At 60.8% G+C, this 18791-nt stretch carries 16 protein-coding genes; 5 read left to right on the plus strand and 11 right to left on the minus strand.

The window, feature by feature from the left end:
• Positions 1–85: 85 nt before the first annotated feature.
• Entirely contained in the window at positions 86–439 is a 354-nt protein-coding gene (locus AB3X55_05290; protein ID MEX0502992.1) for a RidA family protein, read from the plus strand.
• A gap of 8 nt (positions 440–447) precedes the next feature.
• On the plus strand, positions 448–1251 hold the full coding sequence (locus tag AB3X55_05295) for an Asp/Glu racemase (GenBank protein MEX0502993.1): 804 nt from the start codon (positions 448–450) through the stop codon (positions 1249–1251).
• Between the two features lie 51 nt (positions 1252–1302).
• Here the strand turns inward: AB3X55_05295 and AB3X55_05300 are convergent, their stop codons facing one another.
• A complete protein-coding gene (locus AB3X55_05300; GenBank protein ID MEX0502994.1) occupies positions 1303–3411 on the minus strand; it encodes a DUF294 nucleotidyltransferase-like domain-containing protein in 2109 nt (702 codons plus the stop codon).
• Positions 3412–3595: 184 nt separating this feature from the next.
• Between AB3X55_05300 and AB3X55_05305 the strand changes: the two genes are divergently transcribed.
• Positions 3596–5239, plus strand: coding sequence for an amidohydrolase (locus tag AB3X55_05305; protein ID MEX0502995.1), 1644 nt, complete (start codon positions 3596–3598; stop codon positions 5237–5239).
• Between the two features lie 12 nt (positions 5240–5251).
• The gene (locus AB3X55_05310) at positions 5252–6217 is read left to right on the plus strand and encodes a GTP-binding protein (GenBank protein MEX0502996.1); all 966 of its coding nucleotides are present in this window, start codon (positions 5252–5254) and stop codon (positions 6215–6217) included.
• On the opposite strand, the gene AB3X55_05315 is transcribed toward AB3X55_05310, so the two are convergent.
• The 8 genes from AB3X55_05315 to AB3X55_05350 all read right to left on the minus strand — a co-directional run bounded on the left by AB3X55_05315 (position 6172) and on the right by AB3X55_05350 (position 16130).
• Positions 6172–7191: an ABC transporter ATP-binding protein gene (locus AB3X55_05315; protein ID MEX0502997.1), complete on the minus strand. Its 1020-nt coding sequence runs from the start codon at positions 7189–7191 to the stop codon at positions 6172–6174. The two genes, AB3X55_05310 and AB3X55_05315, sit on opposite strands and share 46 nt — an antisense overlap.
• Positions 7184–8191 (minus strand): ABC transporter ATP-binding protein, encoded by a 1008-nt coding sequence (locus AB3X55_05320; GenBank protein ID MEX0502998.1) that lies wholly within the window; start codon positions 8189–8191, stop codon positions 7184–7186. The genes AB3X55_05315 and AB3X55_05320 overlap by 8 nt, the downstream gene beginning before the upstream one ends.
• Positions 8192–8193: 2 nt before the next feature.
• Entirely contained in the window at positions 8194–9084 is an 891-nt protein-coding gene (locus tag AB3X55_05325) for an ABC transporter permease (protein ID MEX0502999.1), read from the minus strand.
• Complete coding sequence (locus AB3X55_05330) at positions 9084–10067, minus strand: ABC transporter permease (protein ID MEX0503000.1); 984 nt, start codon at positions 10065–10067, stop codon at positions 9084–9086. The genes AB3X55_05325 and AB3X55_05330 overlap by 1 nt, the downstream gene beginning before the upstream one ends.
• A 79-nt stretch (positions 10068–10146) precedes the next feature.
• Positions 10147–11733, minus strand: a complete 1587-nt coding sequence (locus tag AB3X55_05335) for an ABC transporter substrate-binding protein (GenBank protein ID MEX0503001.1) — start codon at positions 11731–11733, stop codon at positions 10147–10149.
• Positions 11734–11876: 143 nt separating this feature from the next.
• Positions 11877–12623 (minus strand): glucose 1-dehydrogenase, encoded by a 747-nt coding sequence (locus AB3X55_05340; protein MEX0503002.1) that lies wholly within the window; start codon positions 12621–12623, stop codon positions 11877–11879.
• Between the two features lie 57 nt (positions 12624–12680).
• Complete coding sequence (locus AB3X55_05345; protein ID MEX0503003.1) at positions 12681–13979, minus strand: acetylornithine deacetylase/succinyl-diaminopimelate desuccinylase family protein; 1299 nt, start codon at positions 13977–13979, stop codon at positions 12681–12683.
• Between the two features lie 81 nt (positions 13980–14060).
• On the minus strand, positions 14061–16130 hold the full coding sequence (locus AB3X55_05350) for an FAD-dependent oxidoreductase (GenBank protein ID MEX0503004.1): 2070 nt from the start codon (positions 16128–16130) through the stop codon (positions 14061–14063).
• 211 nt (positions 16131–16341) lie between these two features.
• Between AB3X55_05350 and AB3X55_05355 the strand changes: the two genes are divergently transcribed.
• On the plus strand, positions 16342–17094 hold the full coding sequence (locus tag AB3X55_05355; GenBank protein ID MEX0503005.1) for an SDR family NAD(P)-dependent oxidoreductase: 753 nt from the start codon (positions 16342–16344) through the stop codon (positions 17092–17094).
• Between the two features lie 63 nt (positions 17095–17157).
• Here the strand turns inward: AB3X55_05355 and AB3X55_05360 are convergent, their stop codons facing one another.
• Together AB3X55_05360 and AB3X55_05365 are read right to left on the minus strand one after the other, a co-directional pair.
• On the minus strand, positions 17158–17931 hold the full coding sequence (locus AB3X55_05360) for a CoA-transferase subunit beta (protein ID MEX0503006.1): 774 nt from the start codon (positions 17929–17931) through the stop codon (positions 17158–17160).
• On the minus strand, positions 17928–18779 hold the full coding sequence (locus AB3X55_05365) for a CoA transferase subunit A (GenBank protein ID MEX0503007.1): 852 nt from the start codon (positions 18777–18779) through the stop codon (positions 17928–17930). The genes AB3X55_05360 and AB3X55_05365 overlap by 4 nt, the downstream gene beginning before the upstream one ends.
• Positions 18780–18791 lie beyond the last annotated feature (12 nt).

Genomic DNA, 18791 nt, shown 5'->3' on the forward strand with positions numbered 1-18791 from the left:
CCGAAGAAGCAGTCTGACAGGCGACAGGATCCGCTGGACGCGGTGACCTGATCTGCCCTACCGTGAATCTGACAAGGAGATACTCATGACCATTCAACGATTCCACACCAATGACAGAATGAGCCAGATGGTGATCCATGGTGACACCGTCTATCTTGCAGGTCAGGTCGCGCAGAGCGCACCCGGAGAAAGCGTTGCCGACCAGACGCGGGCCATTCTGGCACAGATCGATGCGCTTCTTGCCGAGGCGGGCACCGACAAATCGAAGGCACTTACCGCCACCATCTGGTTATGCAGCATGGACGATTTTGCCGAAATGAACGCTGTCTGGGATGCCTGGGCAACAGGTGGGGCCGCGCCCTGCCGGGCCTGTGTGGAATCGCCTCGTCTGGCCTCGCCGAATTTCACGGTTGAGATCGGGCTGATCGCCGCCCGCTAGGAGCCCAGATGGCCGCCGCACCCGACAGCACCACCGATGACGGCTTCAGGCTGATTGAGCATATTCCCTTCACCACCGCAAAGGTGATTGGCAGCCGCGCCAGAATCGGGGTTGTCGTGCTGGCGTCCGACTATACCCTTGAACATGAATTCCGCGCCCTGATATCGATTCCGGGTGTGGATGTCTATGCCGCGCGAATCCGCAACTCGCCGCAGATCACCCCGCAGACACTGGCAGCGATGGAGCCGCTGCTGACCGAAACGGCAGACCGCATCCTGCCGGGTGATGATCTGGATGTTCTTGCCTTCGGCTGTACCTCGGCATCGACGGTGCTTGGCGGCGAGCGCATCGCAACCCTTCTTCGTGAAGCAAAGCCGATGGCGCGGCCATCAGACCCCATCTCGGCTGCGTTTGCCGCCTTCAGGACGCTTGGCGCGCGCCGGATTGGTGTCCTGACCCCCTATCGGCGCGATGTCAATGAGATCGTCTGGCGCTATATCACCAGCCACGGATTTGAGGTGCCTGTCTTTGGATCCTTCAACGAGGAAATGGATCCCGTTGTCGCCACCATCGACGAAGACAGCCTTGTTCAGGCCATCGACACGATCCGCGAGGGTCAGGACCTCGACGCCATTTTCGTGTCCTGCACAACCGTCAGGCTGGCGGATGCTGTCGCCGGCATTGAACGGCGTACCGGCCTTCCTGTCACCTCGTCAAATCATGCCCTTGCCTGGCATTGTCTGCGGCTTGCCGGAATTGACGACAGGATCGAGGGACGTGGCAGGCTGTTTACCTGCGGCCTTGCCGGTTGATCCTATTCTGGATCACCGGTTTGCAGGCAAGCGCCATGACTCTGGCCACAATCAGGCGAACAGCGTGTCGGTAAGAAGCGTTTCCAGCCGTGACACGGTACCGGAAATGGATTTGACTAGGCTGATCTCGGCGCCAGACAGCTGTTTCAGGTCAATTCTGGTGCCAGGCGGCTGACCGGCGGCAATGTCGGCAATCTGCTGGCGCAGGACAAGACGAAGACACACCGCCACATCCTCGCCAAGACGCCCCACCTCAGGCGGTATGTCATCACGGGCAACAAGGGCAGCGGCACGACCGGCGCTGGAACGGGCCTCTATGCCGCGCGAAATCGCCAGAACACGCAATGTCTCGACAAGCGGCAGCCCGAGATTTGCCTTTATGTTGAACCGGCCATCCTCGGTCCGCAACCCACCGAGGAACCCGCGCCCACCGCTGTGATTGCCGACATTATGCGCCAGCTGTTTCAGAAATTCGCCGCGCCGGGCCGCACGTCCCGACATCGCCGTCTGAAGCTGGTCCGCCAGCGCCGCGCTGCCATGCACCAGCTGGAAATCGAAGAAAATATCGACATTCAGCAGGTCGCGGGGACTGGCACGCCGCACCCAGTCGCTGATCACCTGTCGCCAGCCCGCCAGCGACCGGCACCAGGCGGCATTGCGTGACATGATATCACCACTGCAATAGGGAATCCCGGCGGCGTCGAGAATATCGGCCACATGCCCGCCAAGTTCCATGAACCAGGCACGGTTGGCATCGTTTTCAGGCGAGTCGGCAAACAGAATGGCATGATCCTGATCAGCCGCCAGCAGACTTTCACCGCGTGCCGCCGATCCCAGAACCAGCACCGCATATTCGACCGGCGGATGTCCCCTGCCAGCCTGATGCATCATCTGTTCGGCAAGCCGCACGGATTCGCGCAGCGCGGCCCGGTACTGACTGCTGATGACAGCGGCGATATCCTGGCCCGGAACATTCTCTCTGGTCAGCGAAGCTGCCAGTGTCGGCAGCATACGAAGCCCCGCCGCAAGATCATCCGTGCCTTCGGCCGTGGCCAGCAGGTCGCCGATGACAAGCGCCGACGTCACCCGCTGGCGAACAAGTTCGCGCGAGGACACCCAGCCGACGAGCGTGTCGGAGTCGTCAAGAACACCCAGATGCCGGATGTCAAACCGGCTCATCCTGCCCAGCGCCACATGCATGAAATCATCCGCACTGACCGTAATCACCGGGCTTGACATGATGGCGCCAAGCGGCATGTCACGAACGCGCGTTGGCGAGGTCACCGGGATCCTGACCTGCCGGACGATATCCCGCTCGGACACAATCCCGACAATGCCGGCGGCATCATCGCCGACAAACACACAGTCCGAGGACGATTCGTTCATGGCCGCCGCTGCCTGGGCCAGCGTGGCATCCTTCGGCATGACCAGCGGGGTGCCAAGCATCAGTTCGGCAATCCGATGCTGATAGGGATAGGGGTCGATCCGCGCCAGCGGGGCGTGATCCTGCGGTGCCGCATGCGCCGCCGCGACATCGACCCAGCCTGCGCTGACATTCGCCTGGCGAAGCGCGTCAAGCTTTGCCACCTCGCGCCATGCATCACCAAGCGTGACAATTCCCTGTGCCGCCAGCGCCGGCAGCATACGATGATAAACCCCAAGCGCGATGGCCGCGTCACCAAGCGCGGTGTGCCGGTCAATCACCGGCACCTGATAATGCGTCGCCAGCGCCTCGAGATCGCCAAGCATCATCATCGTCTCAGACCCAAGAAGGCAGGTGGCAAGCTGACGAAGGCACAGGGCGGCGTTCCAGGACCAGTCCAGCCCGTGACGCGCGACCTCGGCATCCAGAACCGCCAGATCAAAGCCGATATTGTAACCAAGTATGAGGCAGCCCGCGACCTGCGCCCGCAGCCGTGGCATCACCAGCGGCAGCCTGTCTGCGGTCTCGACCATTTCATCGGTGATACCATGAATGCGGGTGCTGGCGGCCGGGATTGGCACGCCAGGCTGTACAAGCGCCGCAAACCTTGCCATCTCGTCCTGCGACTGGATGGCCCCGATCTGGACGATCCTGTCGACCCGCGCACGAAGGCCCGTGGTCTCGAGATCAAGCGAGACAACTGGTACCCGGTCGAGCGGCATCGTCGCAAGTTGCATCAGGACTCCCCAAGGCCTGAACGGCCTGACGCCAGACTACACAAGACAAGATACCAGCGCAAAGACCGGACACGTTCGATCCCGGCAATATCCGGGCCCCTGCACTATCCCACAAATGTGTTTTGGCTTTTCCACCATTGGCAGTTGGTCTAGGCTCAGAGCAGAGATTTACCGAGGAATCCCCATGACAAAGACCACTGTTTTTGCCGCAAGGCAAATCATCACAATGAATCCGTCCCGGCCATTCGCAACCCATGTCGCGGTGCGGGATGGGCGCATCCTGGCGGCCGGTTCCGAAGACGAGATGGCCGGGTGGGGACCGTTTGAGCTGAATGACGATTTTGCCGACAAGGTGCTGACACCGGGCTTTGTCGAAGGCCACGCCCATGCGATGGAAGGCGGCATCTGGGATTATACCTATGTCGGCTTTCAGGACCGTTGGGACCCTGACGGACGGCGCTGGCGCGGGGCGGCCACCATTGATGAGGTGCTGACCCGCCTGAAGGAAGCAGATGCAAATCTTCCCGACGCCGAAACAACTCTGTTCGCATGGGGCCTCGACCCGATCTATTTCGATGGCGGGCGCATGTCGGTGACGCATCTCGACAAGATTTCCATGACCCGGCCTATCCTCGTGTTGCATTCGAACGGCCACCTTCTGAACGTCAACAGCCGCATTCTGGACATGGCCGGCATTACCGCCGACACCAATGTCTATGGCGTATTGAAGGACGACGCCGGAAAGCCGACCGGCGAGCTGATGGAGATGGCGGCCAAATATATGGCCTACCGCCAGACCGGAAACCCGTTCTTTGGCGGCATCCGCACCCCGTCATTGCTGTCCTATGCGAAATCGGCGGTGAATTGCGGTGTCACCACGGCAACCGACCTGTTCGCGACATTCAACGCCGAATCACTGGCCGCCTACAAGGAGGTCAGCCTGATGCCAGGCTACGCACTGCGTCTGATGCCGGCGATGAACACCATCGAACAGTCGCTTGATGACGGGCTGGAACTGATGAAGCAGGCGATGGCGATGAATAATGACCGGCTTCACAACCGGCTCTGCAAGGTGATGACAGATGGATCGATACAGGGATTCACCGCGCGGCTGAAATGGCCCGGCTATTACAATGGCAAGCCAAACGGGCTGTGGAACATGGACCCGGCACAACTTGCCGAGCTTGTGATGCATTACCACAAGGCCGGCATGCATCTTCACATCCACACCAATGGCGACGAAGCGTCCGAAGTGATGCTTGATGCTGTGGAAGCGGCGCAGGAGGCGCATTACCGGCCAGATCACCGCCATACGCTGCAGCATTGCCAGATGGCGGATGCCAGCCAGTTCCGCCGCATGAAAAAGCTTGGCATGTGCGTGAACCTGTTTGCCAACCATGTCCATTACTGGGGCGACCAGCATGCCGGGATCACCATGGGGCCTGACCGGGCGCGTCGCATGGATGCCTGCGCAACCGCGCTTCGCGAGGGCGTGCCGCTGGCAATTCATTCCGACGCCCCAGTCACCCCGATGGCACCCCTGTTCACCGCATGGTGTGCGGTGAACAGACTGACCGCCAGCGGCGCCGTGCTTGGCCCCGAAGAACGGATCAGCGCCGCGGCGGCGCTTCATGCCATTACACTTGGTCCTGCCTACACACTTCGCATGGATCATCTCGTCGGCAGCGTCGAGCCTGGAAAATATGCGGATTTTGCGGTTCTTGACGCCTCACCGCTTGATGTGGAGCCGGAGGCCATTCGCGATATCGGTGTTGTCGGCACCATCTCGGGTGGCGAATTCCATGCGGCCGCAACCCGGCAGGGCTGACAGCAACAGGCCATGACCCGCCAGATCACATTCACCGTCATCGGCGGGTTTCTGGGGGCTGGCAAGACAAGTCTTGTAAACCGCGTGCTGGCGGGCGCGGGCGACGTTCGCTTTGCCGTGCTGGTCAATGATTTTGGCGCGCTGAACATCGACCAGGCTCTGATCGAAAGTCAGGACTCGCAGATCATGCAGCTGTCAAATGGCTGTATCTGCTGTTCCCTTGCCGGCGGCCTTGTCGATGCGATGGTATCGCTGATGGCCTATCGCGACCGGATTGATCACATCCTGATCGAGGCAAGCGGTGTCTCCTATCCGGGGCGGATCATGGATTTCGCGCGGATCGATCCTGATCTGCGCGCCGGCCTGACACTGGTGCTGATCGATGCCAGCAGCATGCCAGCACAGCTCGAGGATCCGCGTCTGGCAGAGGTAATCGCCGCCCAGATGCAGGATGCGGATATGTTCCTGCTGACCAAGACCGATATCGCAGATGCTGAAGACCTCACGCGAACACGCGATTATCTTGCCACCCACCAGCCGGGCGCGCCGGTTCTGACGGGGCGCGCCGATGACGCCGATATCATCGAGATGCTGTTGACGAGACATGATCTTCCAGCACTGGACAGATCAACGGCAACTGAACATCAACCCCATCCCGACTTCATATCTGTCGCGATGACCGCCACCACATCGATCGACAAGGCGGCCTTCCGGGACGCCTGTGACCTGCATAGCGGCCTGCTTGTGCGCGGCAAGGGTATTGTCGGCTTTGTCGAAGGGGTCTGTGTCTGGCAGCAGAGCGGACGCCGCACCGAGTTTCACCCTGTCGCAAGTGACTTCGAATCAACGAGTGCCGGTCCGGATTCCCGGATCGTGCTGATTGCCACCGCGCCACTTGATGAGGCTGTTGCCAGCTTTACCGCGCTGGGGTTTCAGCTGCTGGCACCGGAACCGGTCCCGATTTCAGCGGCAAGATGACAGGCCAGACGGTGGTGTTCCGCACCCCCGGGCGCCGATGCAAGTGGCGGCACCTGCCGGGTGCAGATCGACGCCGCATGCGGACAACGGCTGGCAAAGCGACACCCTGTCTGCGGCTCTGACAGGTCCGGAATGGCACCGTCGACAAGCCTCGCGCGGGGGCGGGCGGCGGTATCGATGCTCGGCACCGCGTCAAGCAATGCGCGGCTATAGGGATGACGCGGCGCGGCAAAAAACGAATCTCGCCCCGCCTGTTCCATGAACTTGCCCATATACATCACCGCAATCTCGTCACACATATGCTGAACCACGCCGAGATCGTGACTGATAAACAGATAGGTCAGGTTGAATTGCCGTTGCAGCGATTTCAGCAGATTCAGGATCTGCGCCTGCACGGCCACATCAAGAGCGGATACAGGTTCATCACAGATGATCAATGATGGTCGCGTCGACAGCGCCCTGGCAATGCCGATACGCTGGCGTTGGCCACCGGAGAATTGATGCGGAAACAACGATTTCTGTTCAGGGCGAAGACCCACAGCCTCGAAAAGTTCGTCAATGACACGATCCTGTTCATCGCGGCTGGCAAGACCGGCATAGATCATCGGTTCACGGACAATATCTGCCGCGCGAAGCCGGGGGTTGAGCGAGGAATAGGGATCCTGGAAAATGATCTGCACACGCTGGCGTGCGCGGCGCAACGCCGCCTCGCCAAGGGCACCGAAATCCTCGCCATCAAGACGTATGGTGCCGCCGCTATGTGGCACAAGCCGCGCCGCCGCCATCGCGGCTGTGGTCTTTCCAGAACCGGACTCGCCGACGATGCCGAGGGTGGTGCCACGCGGAATGGCAAAGCTGACATCATCAACCGCCAGAAGGCGTCGCCGGGCGCCCGATGAATCACGCCCCCGAAGCGGGTAGGCAACGCTTAGGTTTTCGACTTCAAGCGCGTTTTCGGAATGTTGATCAGCCATCCTGCGCCCCTTCCTCATGCGGATGCCAGCAGGCGACCGAATGCGCGCTGTGACCGGCCACATCGGCCTTTACCGGCCGACCGGTGTGGCATCTGTCACTGGCCCGACCGCAACGCGGCGCGAACAGGCAGGCATCACGTCCGAAACTTGTGATCGGCGGAACGATGCCGTCAATTTCGGGAAGCCGGTCAAGGCGCTGTGTGGCGTCGGATGAAATATGCGGCACGCAGGAAATCAGCCCCCGCGTATAGGGGTGGGCCGGCGCCCCGATGATATCGGCAACACGCCCCTCCTCGACCCGTCGCCCCGCATACATCACCAGCATCCGTTCCGCCATCTGGGCAACCGCACCCATATCGTGGGTGATCAGGATGATGGCGGTTTCAAGCTTGGCACCAAGGTCGCGGAGCAGGGCAAAAATCTCCGCCTGTACGGTCACATCGAGGGCCGTTGTCGGTTCATCTGCAATCAGGATTTCAGGCTCACAGGCAAGAGCGATCGCAATCATCACCCGCTGCCGCTGTCCCCCCGACAGCTGGTGCGGATAGTCGTCAATCCGCGCTGCGGCATTCGGGATCCGCACAGCCTCCAGCAGGTCGATGGCCCGCGCCCGCGCGGTACGCCTGTCGAGACCACGATGAAGCTGCAGCACTTCGCCAATCTGCCGGCCAATGGTGAAGACCGGGTTCAAGGAGGTCATCGGCTCCTGAAAAATCATCGAGATTTCATTACCGCGAATCTGCCGCATCCGTGCCTCGGATGCGGTGACAAGATTTTCACCCTTGAAGGTGATCGCCCCGCCCGAAACCCGCCCCATCGCCGGCAACAGACCCATGAGCGCCAGCGCCGTCATTGATTTGCCGCAACCGGATTCACCGACAAAGCTGATCCGCTCGCCACGCTCCAGGGAAAAGGACACATCATCAAGCACCGTCACCTGACCGTCACGGGTGGTGAATCTGACGCCAAGATCACGAACTTCGAGGAGCGGCGCTGTCATCGTCATCTCCGCCGCAATTTCGGGTTCAGAGCGTCGTTCAGCCCGTCGCCAATCAGGGATATCGACAGCACAGTGACAAAGATCGCCAGCCCGGGAATTGTCACTGTGAAGCCGGCATCAAGGATGTAGGTTCTGTTCGATCCGATGATCTGGCCCCAGCTGACAACATTCGGATCACTGAGCCCGAGAAAGGCAAGGCCGGCCTCGAACAGGATCGCAGACCCGACCATCAACGCTGCCTGGACAATGATTGGCGGCAGCGCGTTGGGAAGAATGACGCGGGTCATGAGAACAAGGTTCGATGCACCGGCGGCGCGGGATGCGGTGACATATTCAAGCTCGCGGATCCGCAGAAACTCCGCCCGCGTAATCCGCGCCACCGCAGTCCAGCTGACAACACCGATGGCGATGGTGACAACTGTCAGCGAGGCACCGAACAGCGCCACGATGACCATCGAGAACAACAGGGTCGGCAACACCTGGAAAAACTCGGTGATCCGCATCAGCACTTCCTCGACAAGGCCGCGATAGAACCCCGCAAGCGCCCCAAAGGAGATACCGATAAAGACACTCATCAACGCGGCGACAAGCCCGATGGTCAGGCTGACACGCCCGCCATTCAGCAATCCGGCCAGCATGTCACGGCCCAGATAATCGGTGCCAAGAATGAAACCGTCCGTACCCGGCGGCGTGAACGGCGCCCAGACCATTTCGAACGGATCGGTCGGATAGAGCATCGGCCCAAACACCGCCGCCAGAACGATGACCGTCAGCACAGCCGAGGCCACAACCGCGGCGCGGTTGCCGACAAACATCTGCACGACCTCGCGGAACGGATGCTGGGCGCGCGGTGCCTGCGGCTCAAGGCTGGCCATGTTTGTTTCATCGGCCATCAGCCACCTCCCCCCCTGATCCGTGGATCAATGAGTCGAAGGGCAAGGTCAGTCAGCAGGTTGCCGACAATCACCACAAGTGCCGAGAAAAACAGAATGCCGAGAATGGTCGGGGTGTCACGCGCCAGAATCGACTGCAGCGCCAATGTCCCCAGACCGGGCCAGCTGAACACCGTTTCGACAAGCACCGCCCCCGATACGACGGCGGAAAACTGCAGACCGGCCAGTGTCACCACCGGACCAAGCGAGTTCTTCAGCGCGTGACGATAGACGGTGTCGCGCTCCGACAATCCCTTGGCACGCGCGGTGCGGATATAGTCGGCACCCAGCACTTCGAGCATGCTGGCGCGACACAGGCGGCTGTAGAGCGCCAGAAAGATCGACGCCAGGGTGAGCGCCGGAAGGAACAGATGATGCGCCACACTCAGATACTGACGCCACAGGGGTGCCTCGATCAGCGTGACATCGATCATCCCGGCAACCGGAAACAGCGGCAGCATGAGCGACAGGCCGATCAGCAGCATGATGCCGGTCCAGAACACCGGTGCCGAATAGCCAAACAGCGCCAGCAGCGTAACAAAATGGCTGAACAGCCCGTCAGGCCGCCGGGCCGAAATCACGCCCAGGATCACCCCGATGACCAGGGCAAAGATCTGCGCCGTGAAAACCAGCAGCAAGGTCGCTGGCAGACGCTCGGCAATCAGGCTTGTGACGGGCGTATTGAAAAAGAAGCTATATCCGAAATCCAGCCTGACCACATTGCCAAGATAGATTCCAAGCTGCACCGGAAAGGGTTTGTCGAGACCGTAATCCGCCCTGATCTGTGCCATCACCTCTTCGGTGGCACCCCCCATGTCGCCGGCGATGGTGTCGGCGATGTCACCAGGTGCAATATGGATCAGCGTGAAATTGAGAACGACCACAGCCAGTAGCAGCGCCAGCGCGTAACATGCCCTTATGGCTATTTGTCTGAGAAGTGTCACCGCTCTGTCTGCTCGCGGAAGGAAGGCTGGTCGGGAATCCCCCACGCCGCCGGAACGGCGCGGGGGCGCGTTACGGGGACTATTTCAGATAGACCCGATCAAGTGGCGACACCGTTGCCCAGATGCCGACCGGCGGGTTGCCGACCTTGTCCGAGTAGATGGTGTGATAGGGAAGCGCATAGGTGTGATACACCGGCACATCCTCGGCAATGATCTTCTGGAACTCGGAATAGAGCGCCTTGCGTTTCGCCGGATCCGTCTCGCTGCCAGCCATCTCCATCAGCTCGTCAACACGAGGGTTGGAATAGCTCTGCGTATTCGACCAGATCACACCTTTCTTGATGTTGCTTGACGAATAGGTCCGGTGAACACCGATCACAGGGTCACCCCAGTTGAAGACAACATCCCAGGTCATTTCGAAATCATGACCGCCAACCCGCTTGGCCCAGGTCGGGAAGTCGGGTGAGGAGCGGATTTCAACATCGATGCCGACCTTCTTCAGCTGCGGCTTGATATATTCGGCCTGCGCCTTGATCCCGGCCCAGCCATAATCGACTGTCAGGGTAAACCGGTTACCATCGGCACCGCGTGGATAGCCGGCCTCGTCGAGAAGCGCATTCGCCTTGTCGAGATCAAGGTCATAGGTCTCGACATTCGGCTCGTAGAATGGTGATCCGGGGTGAATGCCGGTCAGCGCCGGTGTCGAGGTGCCGAGCATGATCGCCTTATTCACAAAGTCGCGGTCCACAGCATAGGCAATGGCCTGTCTGACCTTCTTGTTGCCGGTCGGCCCGTCAGACGCGGTGTTGAAGGCAAGCCAGGCAATCGGTCCGATCGCCGCATAGGCGACGCCCTCGCTTGTTGCCGTCACGCCGCTGGCCTTTTTCAGACGATTGATGTCACGCGGATTCTGTTCAAAGCCGCTGAGATGCGCCTCGCCATTCTCCAGCGCGATGGTGCGCGCCGAACCGTCCTTGATGATCCGCATCACGACCTTGTCGAGATAGGGACGACCTTCGATGAAGAAATCGTCATTCCGTTCCAGGATGATGTGCTGGTCACGCTTGAACTCGACAAGCTTGAACGGTCCCGACCCGACAACATTTTCCGAATTGGCCGGATGCGTCTTTGGATCCTGACCATCACCGTAGACATGCTCGGGGATGATCGGCAGCAACTGCGAAGACATGGCCAGGAGCAGCGCCGGATGCGGCTTGCTGAGCTTGATCACCGCCGTGTGGTCATCCGGAGTCTCTACCGAGTCGACAGGTGCGAACATCGTCTTGAACGGATGGTTTTCCTGCACTGTCTTGATCGAAAAGGCGACGTCGGACGATTTGATCGGCGTTCCGTCATGGAAGGTCGCGCCCTTCACAAGATTCAATGTCACTGTCAGCCCGTCATCCGACGTATTCCAGCTTTCGGCCAGATATGGCTGCGGTGTCCAATCCTCGTCATACCGAAGCGGTGCTGCGAAGAGCTGGTTTCCCGGCTCGCCAGTGGCAATTCCCGACTGTACGGCCGGGTTCAGGTGCCGAGGTGTATTCTGTACGGCCCAGATCAAGGTACCGCCACGCTTTGCGCCATCATCTGCGAGCGCGGCCCCGGTCTGCAGGGCCACCGCCATCGCCAGTGCTGACGACACTGCGACAAATCTTTTCATCATCGCTTTTTCCCCCAAATATTTATGTTTATACATTGGTGTGTAGTATTTCACCCTAGCGCTTGATGTAGCGCGTTCAAGCAGAAACTGGACTCGCCCGCTGATCCTGACTTGCCTCCGAATCCGGTTCGGACAGCTATATACAGCTATATACAGCGGCCTCCATCAACCTCCATCGCAACGCCGGTAATCATCGAGGCGTCATCCGAACACAGGAACAACGCCGCCGCCGCGATATCTGCAGGTTGAGAAAATCGGCCAAGCGGAATTGTCGACAGGAACCGCGCCCGCATCTCGGGCGTATCCTCGCCCATGAAACTGGCGAGCAAAGGCGTTTCGCCAGCCACAGGATTAACCGCATTTACCCTTATGCCAAAGGGCGCAAGTTCAATGGCCATGGCCTTGGTAGCGGTAATCATCCAGCCCTTTGAAGCGTTGTACCAGCTGAGATTTGGCCGTGGCGAGACACCGGCTGTCGAGGCCACATTCAGGATCGCCCCGCTGCCGGCGGCTTTCATCATCGGCACGAACTGTCGGGCGGCCAGATAAACAGCCTTGTTGTTGACCGCCATGACGCGGTCGAACATCTCCTCGTCCACGCTCTCGAGCGGACCAGCCACATGGGTTATGCCGGCATTGTTGACCAGAATGTCGACGGTGGTGAAGGCCGACTGTGCCGTCGCTGCCATGGCGGCAACAGACCCGGCATCTGCAACATCAACCTCGCATGCGATGCCATTGATGCCGGCCGCCACCTCGGCGGCTGCAGTGCCATTGATATCGGCCACCATGACCTGCGCGCCCTCGGCGGCGAAGCGGGCGACGATGCCAGCACCAAACCCCGACCCGCCACCTGTCACGATTGCCGTTTTTCCCTTCAAGACCCCTGTCATGGCGTCACTCCTGTTGCCTGCATGAACATTACGGCCGATGACACCGGCCCAAAACAGCTAGTGACGCGGCAGCATGCCACACAACCGCGCCAGACTGACCGCCATGACACGCGCCGAATCCATCATATCGCCGATGCCAATCCATTCGTCCGGCTGGTGCGCCAGTTCCAGAAGACCCGGCCCATAGGCAATGCAGTTCTGCAATTTGCCGATACGGTCGATATGTTTCTGGTCATAGGTTCCCGGCGAAAGCACCATTTCCGGGTCCACCTTCATGACGTCGCGGATCGCGTCGCGGATTGTTGTCACGACAGGCGCTGTCTCGGCGGTCATGACAGGCTGCACCTCGAAGAGATCGCGGATCTCATAGCGAAAACCGGGTCGGGAGGCGGCCACACGCTGCATCATCGAATCGATCTCGGCCTTGACCTCGGCGATATCCTCCTCGACCAGGAACCGCCGGTCGATGGTGATCACACAGCGATCCGGAACACAGGCCGACGGCAGACCGGTATAGCCTTCTTTGGGTTCGGCAAGACCGCCATGAATGCTGTTGACGTTCAGCGTTGATTGTCTGGCGCCCTCGGGCACTATGGGCAGATCCGTATGCCGCGCAGCCAGTGCGGGAAACAGGCTTGCCTCCATTTCGGCGATCACCGCCCCCATGTGACGCACCGCGCAATCACCGAGGAACGGCATCGAGCCATGGGCGATGCGACCCTCGGTTTCGATCTCGGCCCACCAGACACCCCGATGACCAAGACAAATCCGGTCCTTGTTCAACGGTTCGGGAATGATCACATGCTGCACCCGTGACGGGTCGAACCAGCCCTTTTCGGCAAGATGGGCGACGCCGCCAAAGCCCCCTGTTTCTTCGTCAGCGGTGCCGGAAATCTCGATCGCGCCCCGATAGTCGGGGCAGGTGGCGATAAAGGCTTCGGCGGCGATGATGGCGCTGGCAAGCCCCCCCTTCATGTCACAGGCGCCACGCCCATAGATCCGGTCGCCTTCGACGGTGGCGGCAAAGGGATCGCGGGTCCATCCCTGGCCAACAGTGACGACATCGGTGTGGGCATTGAAATGAACGCAGTCACCACCACCGGCACCATCATGCCGGCAGATGACGTTCCAGCGCGGATATTTGTCCGAATCACCAAGCGATCCTTCGGCACGGACAAATTCTGCCCGGAACCCGCTTGTGGCAAGCCGGGCCGCCAGATGATCGCAGATTTCCCGGTAGTTATCGCCGGGCGGATTGATGGTGGGGATCCGGATCAGGTCGCGCGCCGTTTCGATCAGCGAGTCCCGGCGCTGGTCAATCTCGGCACGCAAACGGTCCTGAATATCGCCGGCCATCCCTGTTCTCCCCCCTCGGGAACTTCGACTTCGACGCTATTGGGATGTCAGGGCAAGGTCAAGAAGGCCACAGTTTCGGGGCTAGTCGAGAAAGCCCCGCCCCGCATCCGCAAGCCGGACAATCCGCGGCGACAATGCCCAGATCACCGGGTCGCGTTCCTGCAAGGCGGCAAGACGGTCCCTGATCAGGTCCAACCCCATCTTGTCGGCATGGAAAAGCGGCCCCCCACGAAAGCGGGGAAAGCCGTAGCCATGCACAAGGACGAGATCGATGTCCGACGCATCAGCGGCGATTCCATCCTCAAGCAAGGCCGCAGCTTCGTTGATCAGCGCCAGCAACAGCGTTTCCTCGATCAGATCATCGGCAAGTTCATGGCGGGTGATGCCGTGGCGGGTCGCTTCTGCCTCGATCAATGGCACCAGGTCGGGGTTCGGGCCAATGGCCCTGCCATCCTCATATAGATACCAGCCCCGCCCGGCTTTGCGGCCAAGCCAGCCAGCCTCGCAGACAAGATCGGAAACGCGGCTGTAGCGGCGCGCCGGGTCACGTGTTGCCGCCTGTCGTCGCCGGTTTGCCCAGGCGATATCGAGGCCCGACATGTCCTGTGTTTCATATGGCCCCATAGCATAGCCGAAATCGCGCATGACACGGTCGATCTGTGCAATCCCGGCCCCGTCGAGCAGCAGCAGTTCCGCGGCCTCGCGAACCCGTTGCAGCATCCTGTTGCCGACAAATCCGTCACAGACGCCAACCTGCACCGGTATCTTGCGCAGTCTCCTGGCCAGCGCATATCCAGTGGCCAGCGCGCGATCCGAGGTTTTCGCGCCGCGGACAATCTCCAGCAGCTTCATGATATGCGCCGGGCTGAAGAAATGCAGACCGACAAGCCGTGACGGGTCGGCAAGACAGCCGGCCATCACATCAATATCCAGATACGAGGTGTTGCTTGCCAGCACCGCGTCAGGGGCTGCCCTGTCGAGGGCCGTCAGAACATCACGTTTGACCTGCATATCCTCGAAAACAGCCTCGATCACAAGTCCGGCGTCTTCAAGACCGTGATAGCCAGCCTGGAACCGGATTGCGTCCAGTTCGCGCGCCGCCGAATCGGCCTGCATCAGCCCGCGGCCGACCGCAGCATCATACAGACCGGACATGCGCCGGTGCGCCGCCCGCACAGCCTCATCATCGCGCTCGACAAGTGTCACCGCGCTTCCCGAACGGGCCAGCGCATGCGCGATCCCGGCCCCCATTGTGCCGCCACCAATGACAATGGCGGTATCCAGCGGCGCTGTCGCCGCAGCCTTCAGATGCGCCGGGGCCCGCGCACCCCGCTCGGCAAAGAAAATATGGCGCAGCGCCCGGCATTCATCTCCATCGCGCAGGGCAAGGAAGGTGGCACGTTCCTCGGCCAGCGCCTCGTCGAAAGGCATGGTTTGCGAAAGCCCGAGCAGCCTCACAGCCTCTTCCGGCGCGCGCTGGCGCGGCATTCTGCGACGCGCCTGCGCCAAAGCCGCTGCCGCCGCTTCGGGGTCGGCATCCGGTGCCGGACGACACGAGACAGGCAGGCGATCCTGAATGGCTGCCGGCGACAGGGTCAGCGCCGCCGCCACCGGGTCGTCATCCTGCTGGTCGATCAGCCCGATCTCCAGCGCCTCGGCGGCGCGTACGCTTCGCCCGGCCGGGATCATCGACAGCGCGGCTTTCATGCCGACAAGCCGAGGCAGACGCTGGGTGCCGCCTGATCCCGGAACCACCCCAAGGATCACTTCAGGAAGGCCAAGCTGCGCGGTTGGCGCGGCTATGCGCCACCGACAGGCCAGCGCCAGTTCCAATCCACCACCAAGACAGGCCCCTTTTATCGCGGCAATGACCGGAACCGTCGTCGTTTCCAGCGCCGCCACCACTGTTGGCAGGTCCGGTTGCCCCATTGGCAGGCCGAATTCACCGGCATCAGCGCCAGCAGCAAAAATATCACCTGCCCCGGCAAGGATGATCCGGTCGACATCATCATCCTTTGCGATGGCCGCCAGCGCCGCAAGCAGACCAGCCCGGATGTCATGGTTGATGGCATTGACCGGGGGGCGGTCGATTTCGACAAGCGCCGCCCGTCCGATCCTGCGATGGCTTACAATGTCCGGATTTGTCGACATGATGTTCGTTGTGGGCGCGTGCCCCTCCCGCAAGAATGACGGCGCGCCCGCTCCTGGAAACCGGCCCGGCATTCATGCCATCTTGCCAGCCCCTGCCTTCGGAAGGCCAGCCCTATATTCAGCATGCCATGCCGGATATCACAGTTCGCTGGGCTTGAAATTATACAGGACGGGTGCCAGCCTCGCAGTCTGACAGACAGGGGAAACCGCTATGGACCTTTCCGGAAAACGGGTGCTTGTCACCGGCGGCAGTGGCGGCCTTGGCCGCGTGCTGGCCGCTGATTTTGCCAAAGCCGGTGCCGATGTGCATATCACAGGGCGGCGCAGAGCGGCGCTGGATGCCGCGGTGGCGGCACTATCGGGGGTCACGGCACATCAGCTTGACGTCACGGATGAGACCGCGACCGACACCCTGTTCGCCACGCTTGGCAGCTGCGATATCGTCATCGCGAATGCCGGGATCGCCGACAGCGCACCACTTCACCATACCTCGCTTGATCAATGGCAGCAGATCATGGCAGTCAATCTGACCGGATGCTTTCTGACATTCCGGGCCGGGCTGAGGGCGCTTCGTGATGAAGGCACATCCTGGGGCCGGCTGATCGCCATCTCGTCGATCATGGGGCTGGCAGGATACAGCTATGCCGCCGCCTACAGCGCCTCCAAACATGGGGTAAACGGGTTGGTGAAGTCACTTGCCGCCGAGCTGACAACCAGCGGCATTACCGCGAATGCGCTGTGTCCGGGCTATCTCGACACCGAAATGACCGATCGCAGCATCGCCACCATTGTCGAACGAACCGGCAGGACCCCCGAAGCAGCGCGCGCAGCTCTCATCAGCACCACCCCGCTCGGCAGGCTGATCACCCCGGCCGAGGTCAGTCAGGCGGCACTCTGGCTGTGCGGACCAGGGTCGGATGCCGTCAACGGGCAGGAGATCGCCATCAATGGCGGCAAGGTCTGACAGGTACCGTGATCAGGTGCCGCGACCAGCTTTGACATATGATCTCTTGCACAGGGTCAATGGTCAGCCTGCAGCATTCGCGCGGGCGGTATTTGCCTTCAATTCGCGAAGCACCGACAGTTCGGTGTCATCCGGTGGCGCGGTCTGCACGACATCCGGGGCAAAGCGTGCCGGCCATCCGCATGTGTCCTGAACCATTTCAGCCGTTACGCCGGGATGAAGCTGTGTGACCGTCAGCTCGCCCGTGTCCGGATCCGCCTCCCACACCGCAAGATCGGTGATCAGCGCCACCGGTCCCGCCGTGTCCAGCCCCATCCTGCGGCGGTGGTCACCACCTTCGCCGTGGCCAAAGCTGGTGAAGAAGTCGATTGTTTCCACCATGCCGCGACGCGACTGTTTCATCGTGACAAACACCTTCTGCGACAGGCTGGCAATCTCCGGCGCGCCGCCACCGCCGGGAAGGCGTGTCGTTGGCGTTTCATAGTCGCCAATCACCGTGGTGTTGATATTGCCGAACCTGTCAATCTGTGCGGCACCGAGAAACCCGATGGTGATATGCCCGCCCTGAAGCCAGTATCGAAACATCTCCGGCACCGGCACGGTTGTCAGAGCGGTATCGCACAGCTCGCCATCGCCAATGGACAGCGGCAGCACCGATGGTTCGGTCCCGATGGTCCCCGATTCATAGATCAGGGTAATGCCGGGGGCGTGCGTCAGGCGCGCCACATTGCAGGCCGCAGATGGGGGGCCGATACCGACAAAGCAGACATCCCGGGACGTCAACATCCGGGCTGCCGCGATAGTCATCATTTCATCAGGTGTGAACGCGGCATTCATCGACCATGTCTCCACGTCACCCGTTCGGCAAAGACAGTTTCGTCAACAGCCAGAACATGTTCAGCCATCCAGGCAAGAAAGCCGTCACGATCGGCGGCGACCTTGTCCCAGGCGATATAGGCGGCATTGTCACGCGCATAATAGCCATGCGCATATGAGGGGTGCGCACCGCCCGGAACATGGGCAATGGCATCCACTGTCCAGTGCGGCAAAACCAGCGCGTTGGGGTGCGAGTCCAGGCTGTCGACAATCTCTTCAACCGTCACAACGGCGGCCCTGGCGGCAAGGACGGCCTCTTTCTGGACGCCGACAATACCTTCGATCAGGACATTGCCCTTGCGGTCTGCCTTCAGGGCATGAATGAAGCTCACATCCGGGTTGATTGCCGGCACCGCGGCAAGCGTCTGGCCGGTAAACGGACAAATGATCTCCCTGATTTCGGGATTGACCCGCGGCATGTCGGTGCCGACATAACCCCGCAACACGGCAAACGGCAGTTTCGAGGCACCGGCCTCATAGGCATGCGCCAGTGCCGCATGTGAATGTTCGACGATTTCGATCCGGTGCGGCCAGCCATTTTCAAGCGAGTCGCGAAGCCGCCGCAACAGACCGACCCCGGGGTTGCCGGCATAGGAAAAGATCATCTTGGCGACACAGCCCATGCCGATCAGCTGGTCATAGATCACGTCCGGCGTCATTCGCACAACAACCAGATCGCGCCGCTGCTGGCGAATGACTTCATGCGCGGCGGCATAGGGCATCAGATGAGTGAACCCTTCAAAGGCCGCCATCATGCCGTCCGACAGATGCGTGGCGACGGCGTCCTTCAGCGACATGAACTCTGCCATGATTTCGACGTT

Source organism: Alphaproteobacteria bacterium LSUCC0719, from assembly GCA_040839025.1.
Taxonomy (GTDB): Bacteria; Pseudomonadota; Alphaproteobacteria; order Puniceispirillales; family Puniceispirillaceae; genus UBA8309.

Excerpts from the sequence above, each read along its gene's own strand:
- AB3X55_05290 (MEX0502992.1), top strand. The coding sequence starts at position 86 with ATGACCATTCAACGATTCCACACCAATGACAGAATGAGCCAGATGGTG.
- AB3X55_05315 (MEX0502997.1), bottom strand. The coding sequence starts at position 7,191 with ATGGCTGATCAACATTCCGAAAACGCGCTTGAAGTCGAAAACCTAAGC.
- AB3X55_05300 (MEX0502994.1), bottom strand. The coding sequence starts at position 3,411 with ATGCAACTTGCGACGATGCCGCTCGACCGGGTACCAGTTGTCTCGCTT.
- AB3X55_05340 (MEX0503002.1), bottom strand. The coding sequence starts at position 12,623 with ATGACAGGGGTCTTGAAGGGAAAAACGGCAATCGTGACAGGTGGCGGG.
- AB3X55_05365 (MEX0503007.1), bottom strand. The coding sequence starts at position 18,779 with ATGGCAGAGTTCATGTCGCTGAAGGACGCCGTCGCCACGCATCTGTCG.
- AB3X55_05305 (MEX0502995.1), top strand. The coding sequence starts at position 3,596 with ATGACAAAGACCACTGTTTTTGCCGCAAGGCAAATCATCACAATGAAT.
- AB3X55_05295 (MEX0502993.1), top strand. The coding sequence starts at position 448 with ATGGCCGCCGCACCCGACAGCACCACCGATGACGGCTTCAGGCTGATT.
- AB3X55_05360 (MEX0503006.1), bottom strand. The coding sequence starts at position 17,931 with ATGAATGCCGCGTTCACACCTGATGAAATGATGACTATCGCGGCAGCC.
- AB3X55_05310 (MEX0502996.1), top strand. The coding sequence starts at position 5,252 with ATGACCCGCCAGATCACATTCACCGTCATCGGCGGGTTTCTGGGGGCT.
- AB3X55_05345 (MEX0503003.1), bottom strand. The coding sequence starts at position 13,979 with ATGGCCGGCGATATTCAGGACCGTTTGCGTGCCGAGATTGACCAGCGC.
- AB3X55_05320 (MEX0502998.1), bottom strand. The coding sequence starts at position 8,191 with ATGACAGCGCCGCTCCTCGAAGTTCGTGATCTTGGCGTCAGATTCACC.
- AB3X55_05335 (MEX0503001.1), bottom strand. The coding sequence starts at position 11,733 with ATGATGAAAAGATTTGTCGCAGTGTCGTCAGCACTGGCGATGGCGGTG.
- AB3X55_05325 (MEX0502999.1), bottom strand. The coding sequence starts at position 9,084 with ATGGCCGATGAAACAAACATGGCCAGCCTTGAGCCGCAGGCACCGCGC.
- AB3X55_05355 (MEX0503005.1), top strand. The coding sequence starts at position 16,342 with ATGGACCTTTCCGGAAAACGGGTGCTTGTCACCGGCGGCAGTGGCGGC.
- AB3X55_05350 (MEX0503004.1), bottom strand. The coding sequence starts at position 16,130 with ATGTCGACAAATCCGGACATTGTAAGCCATCGCAGGATCGGACGGGCG.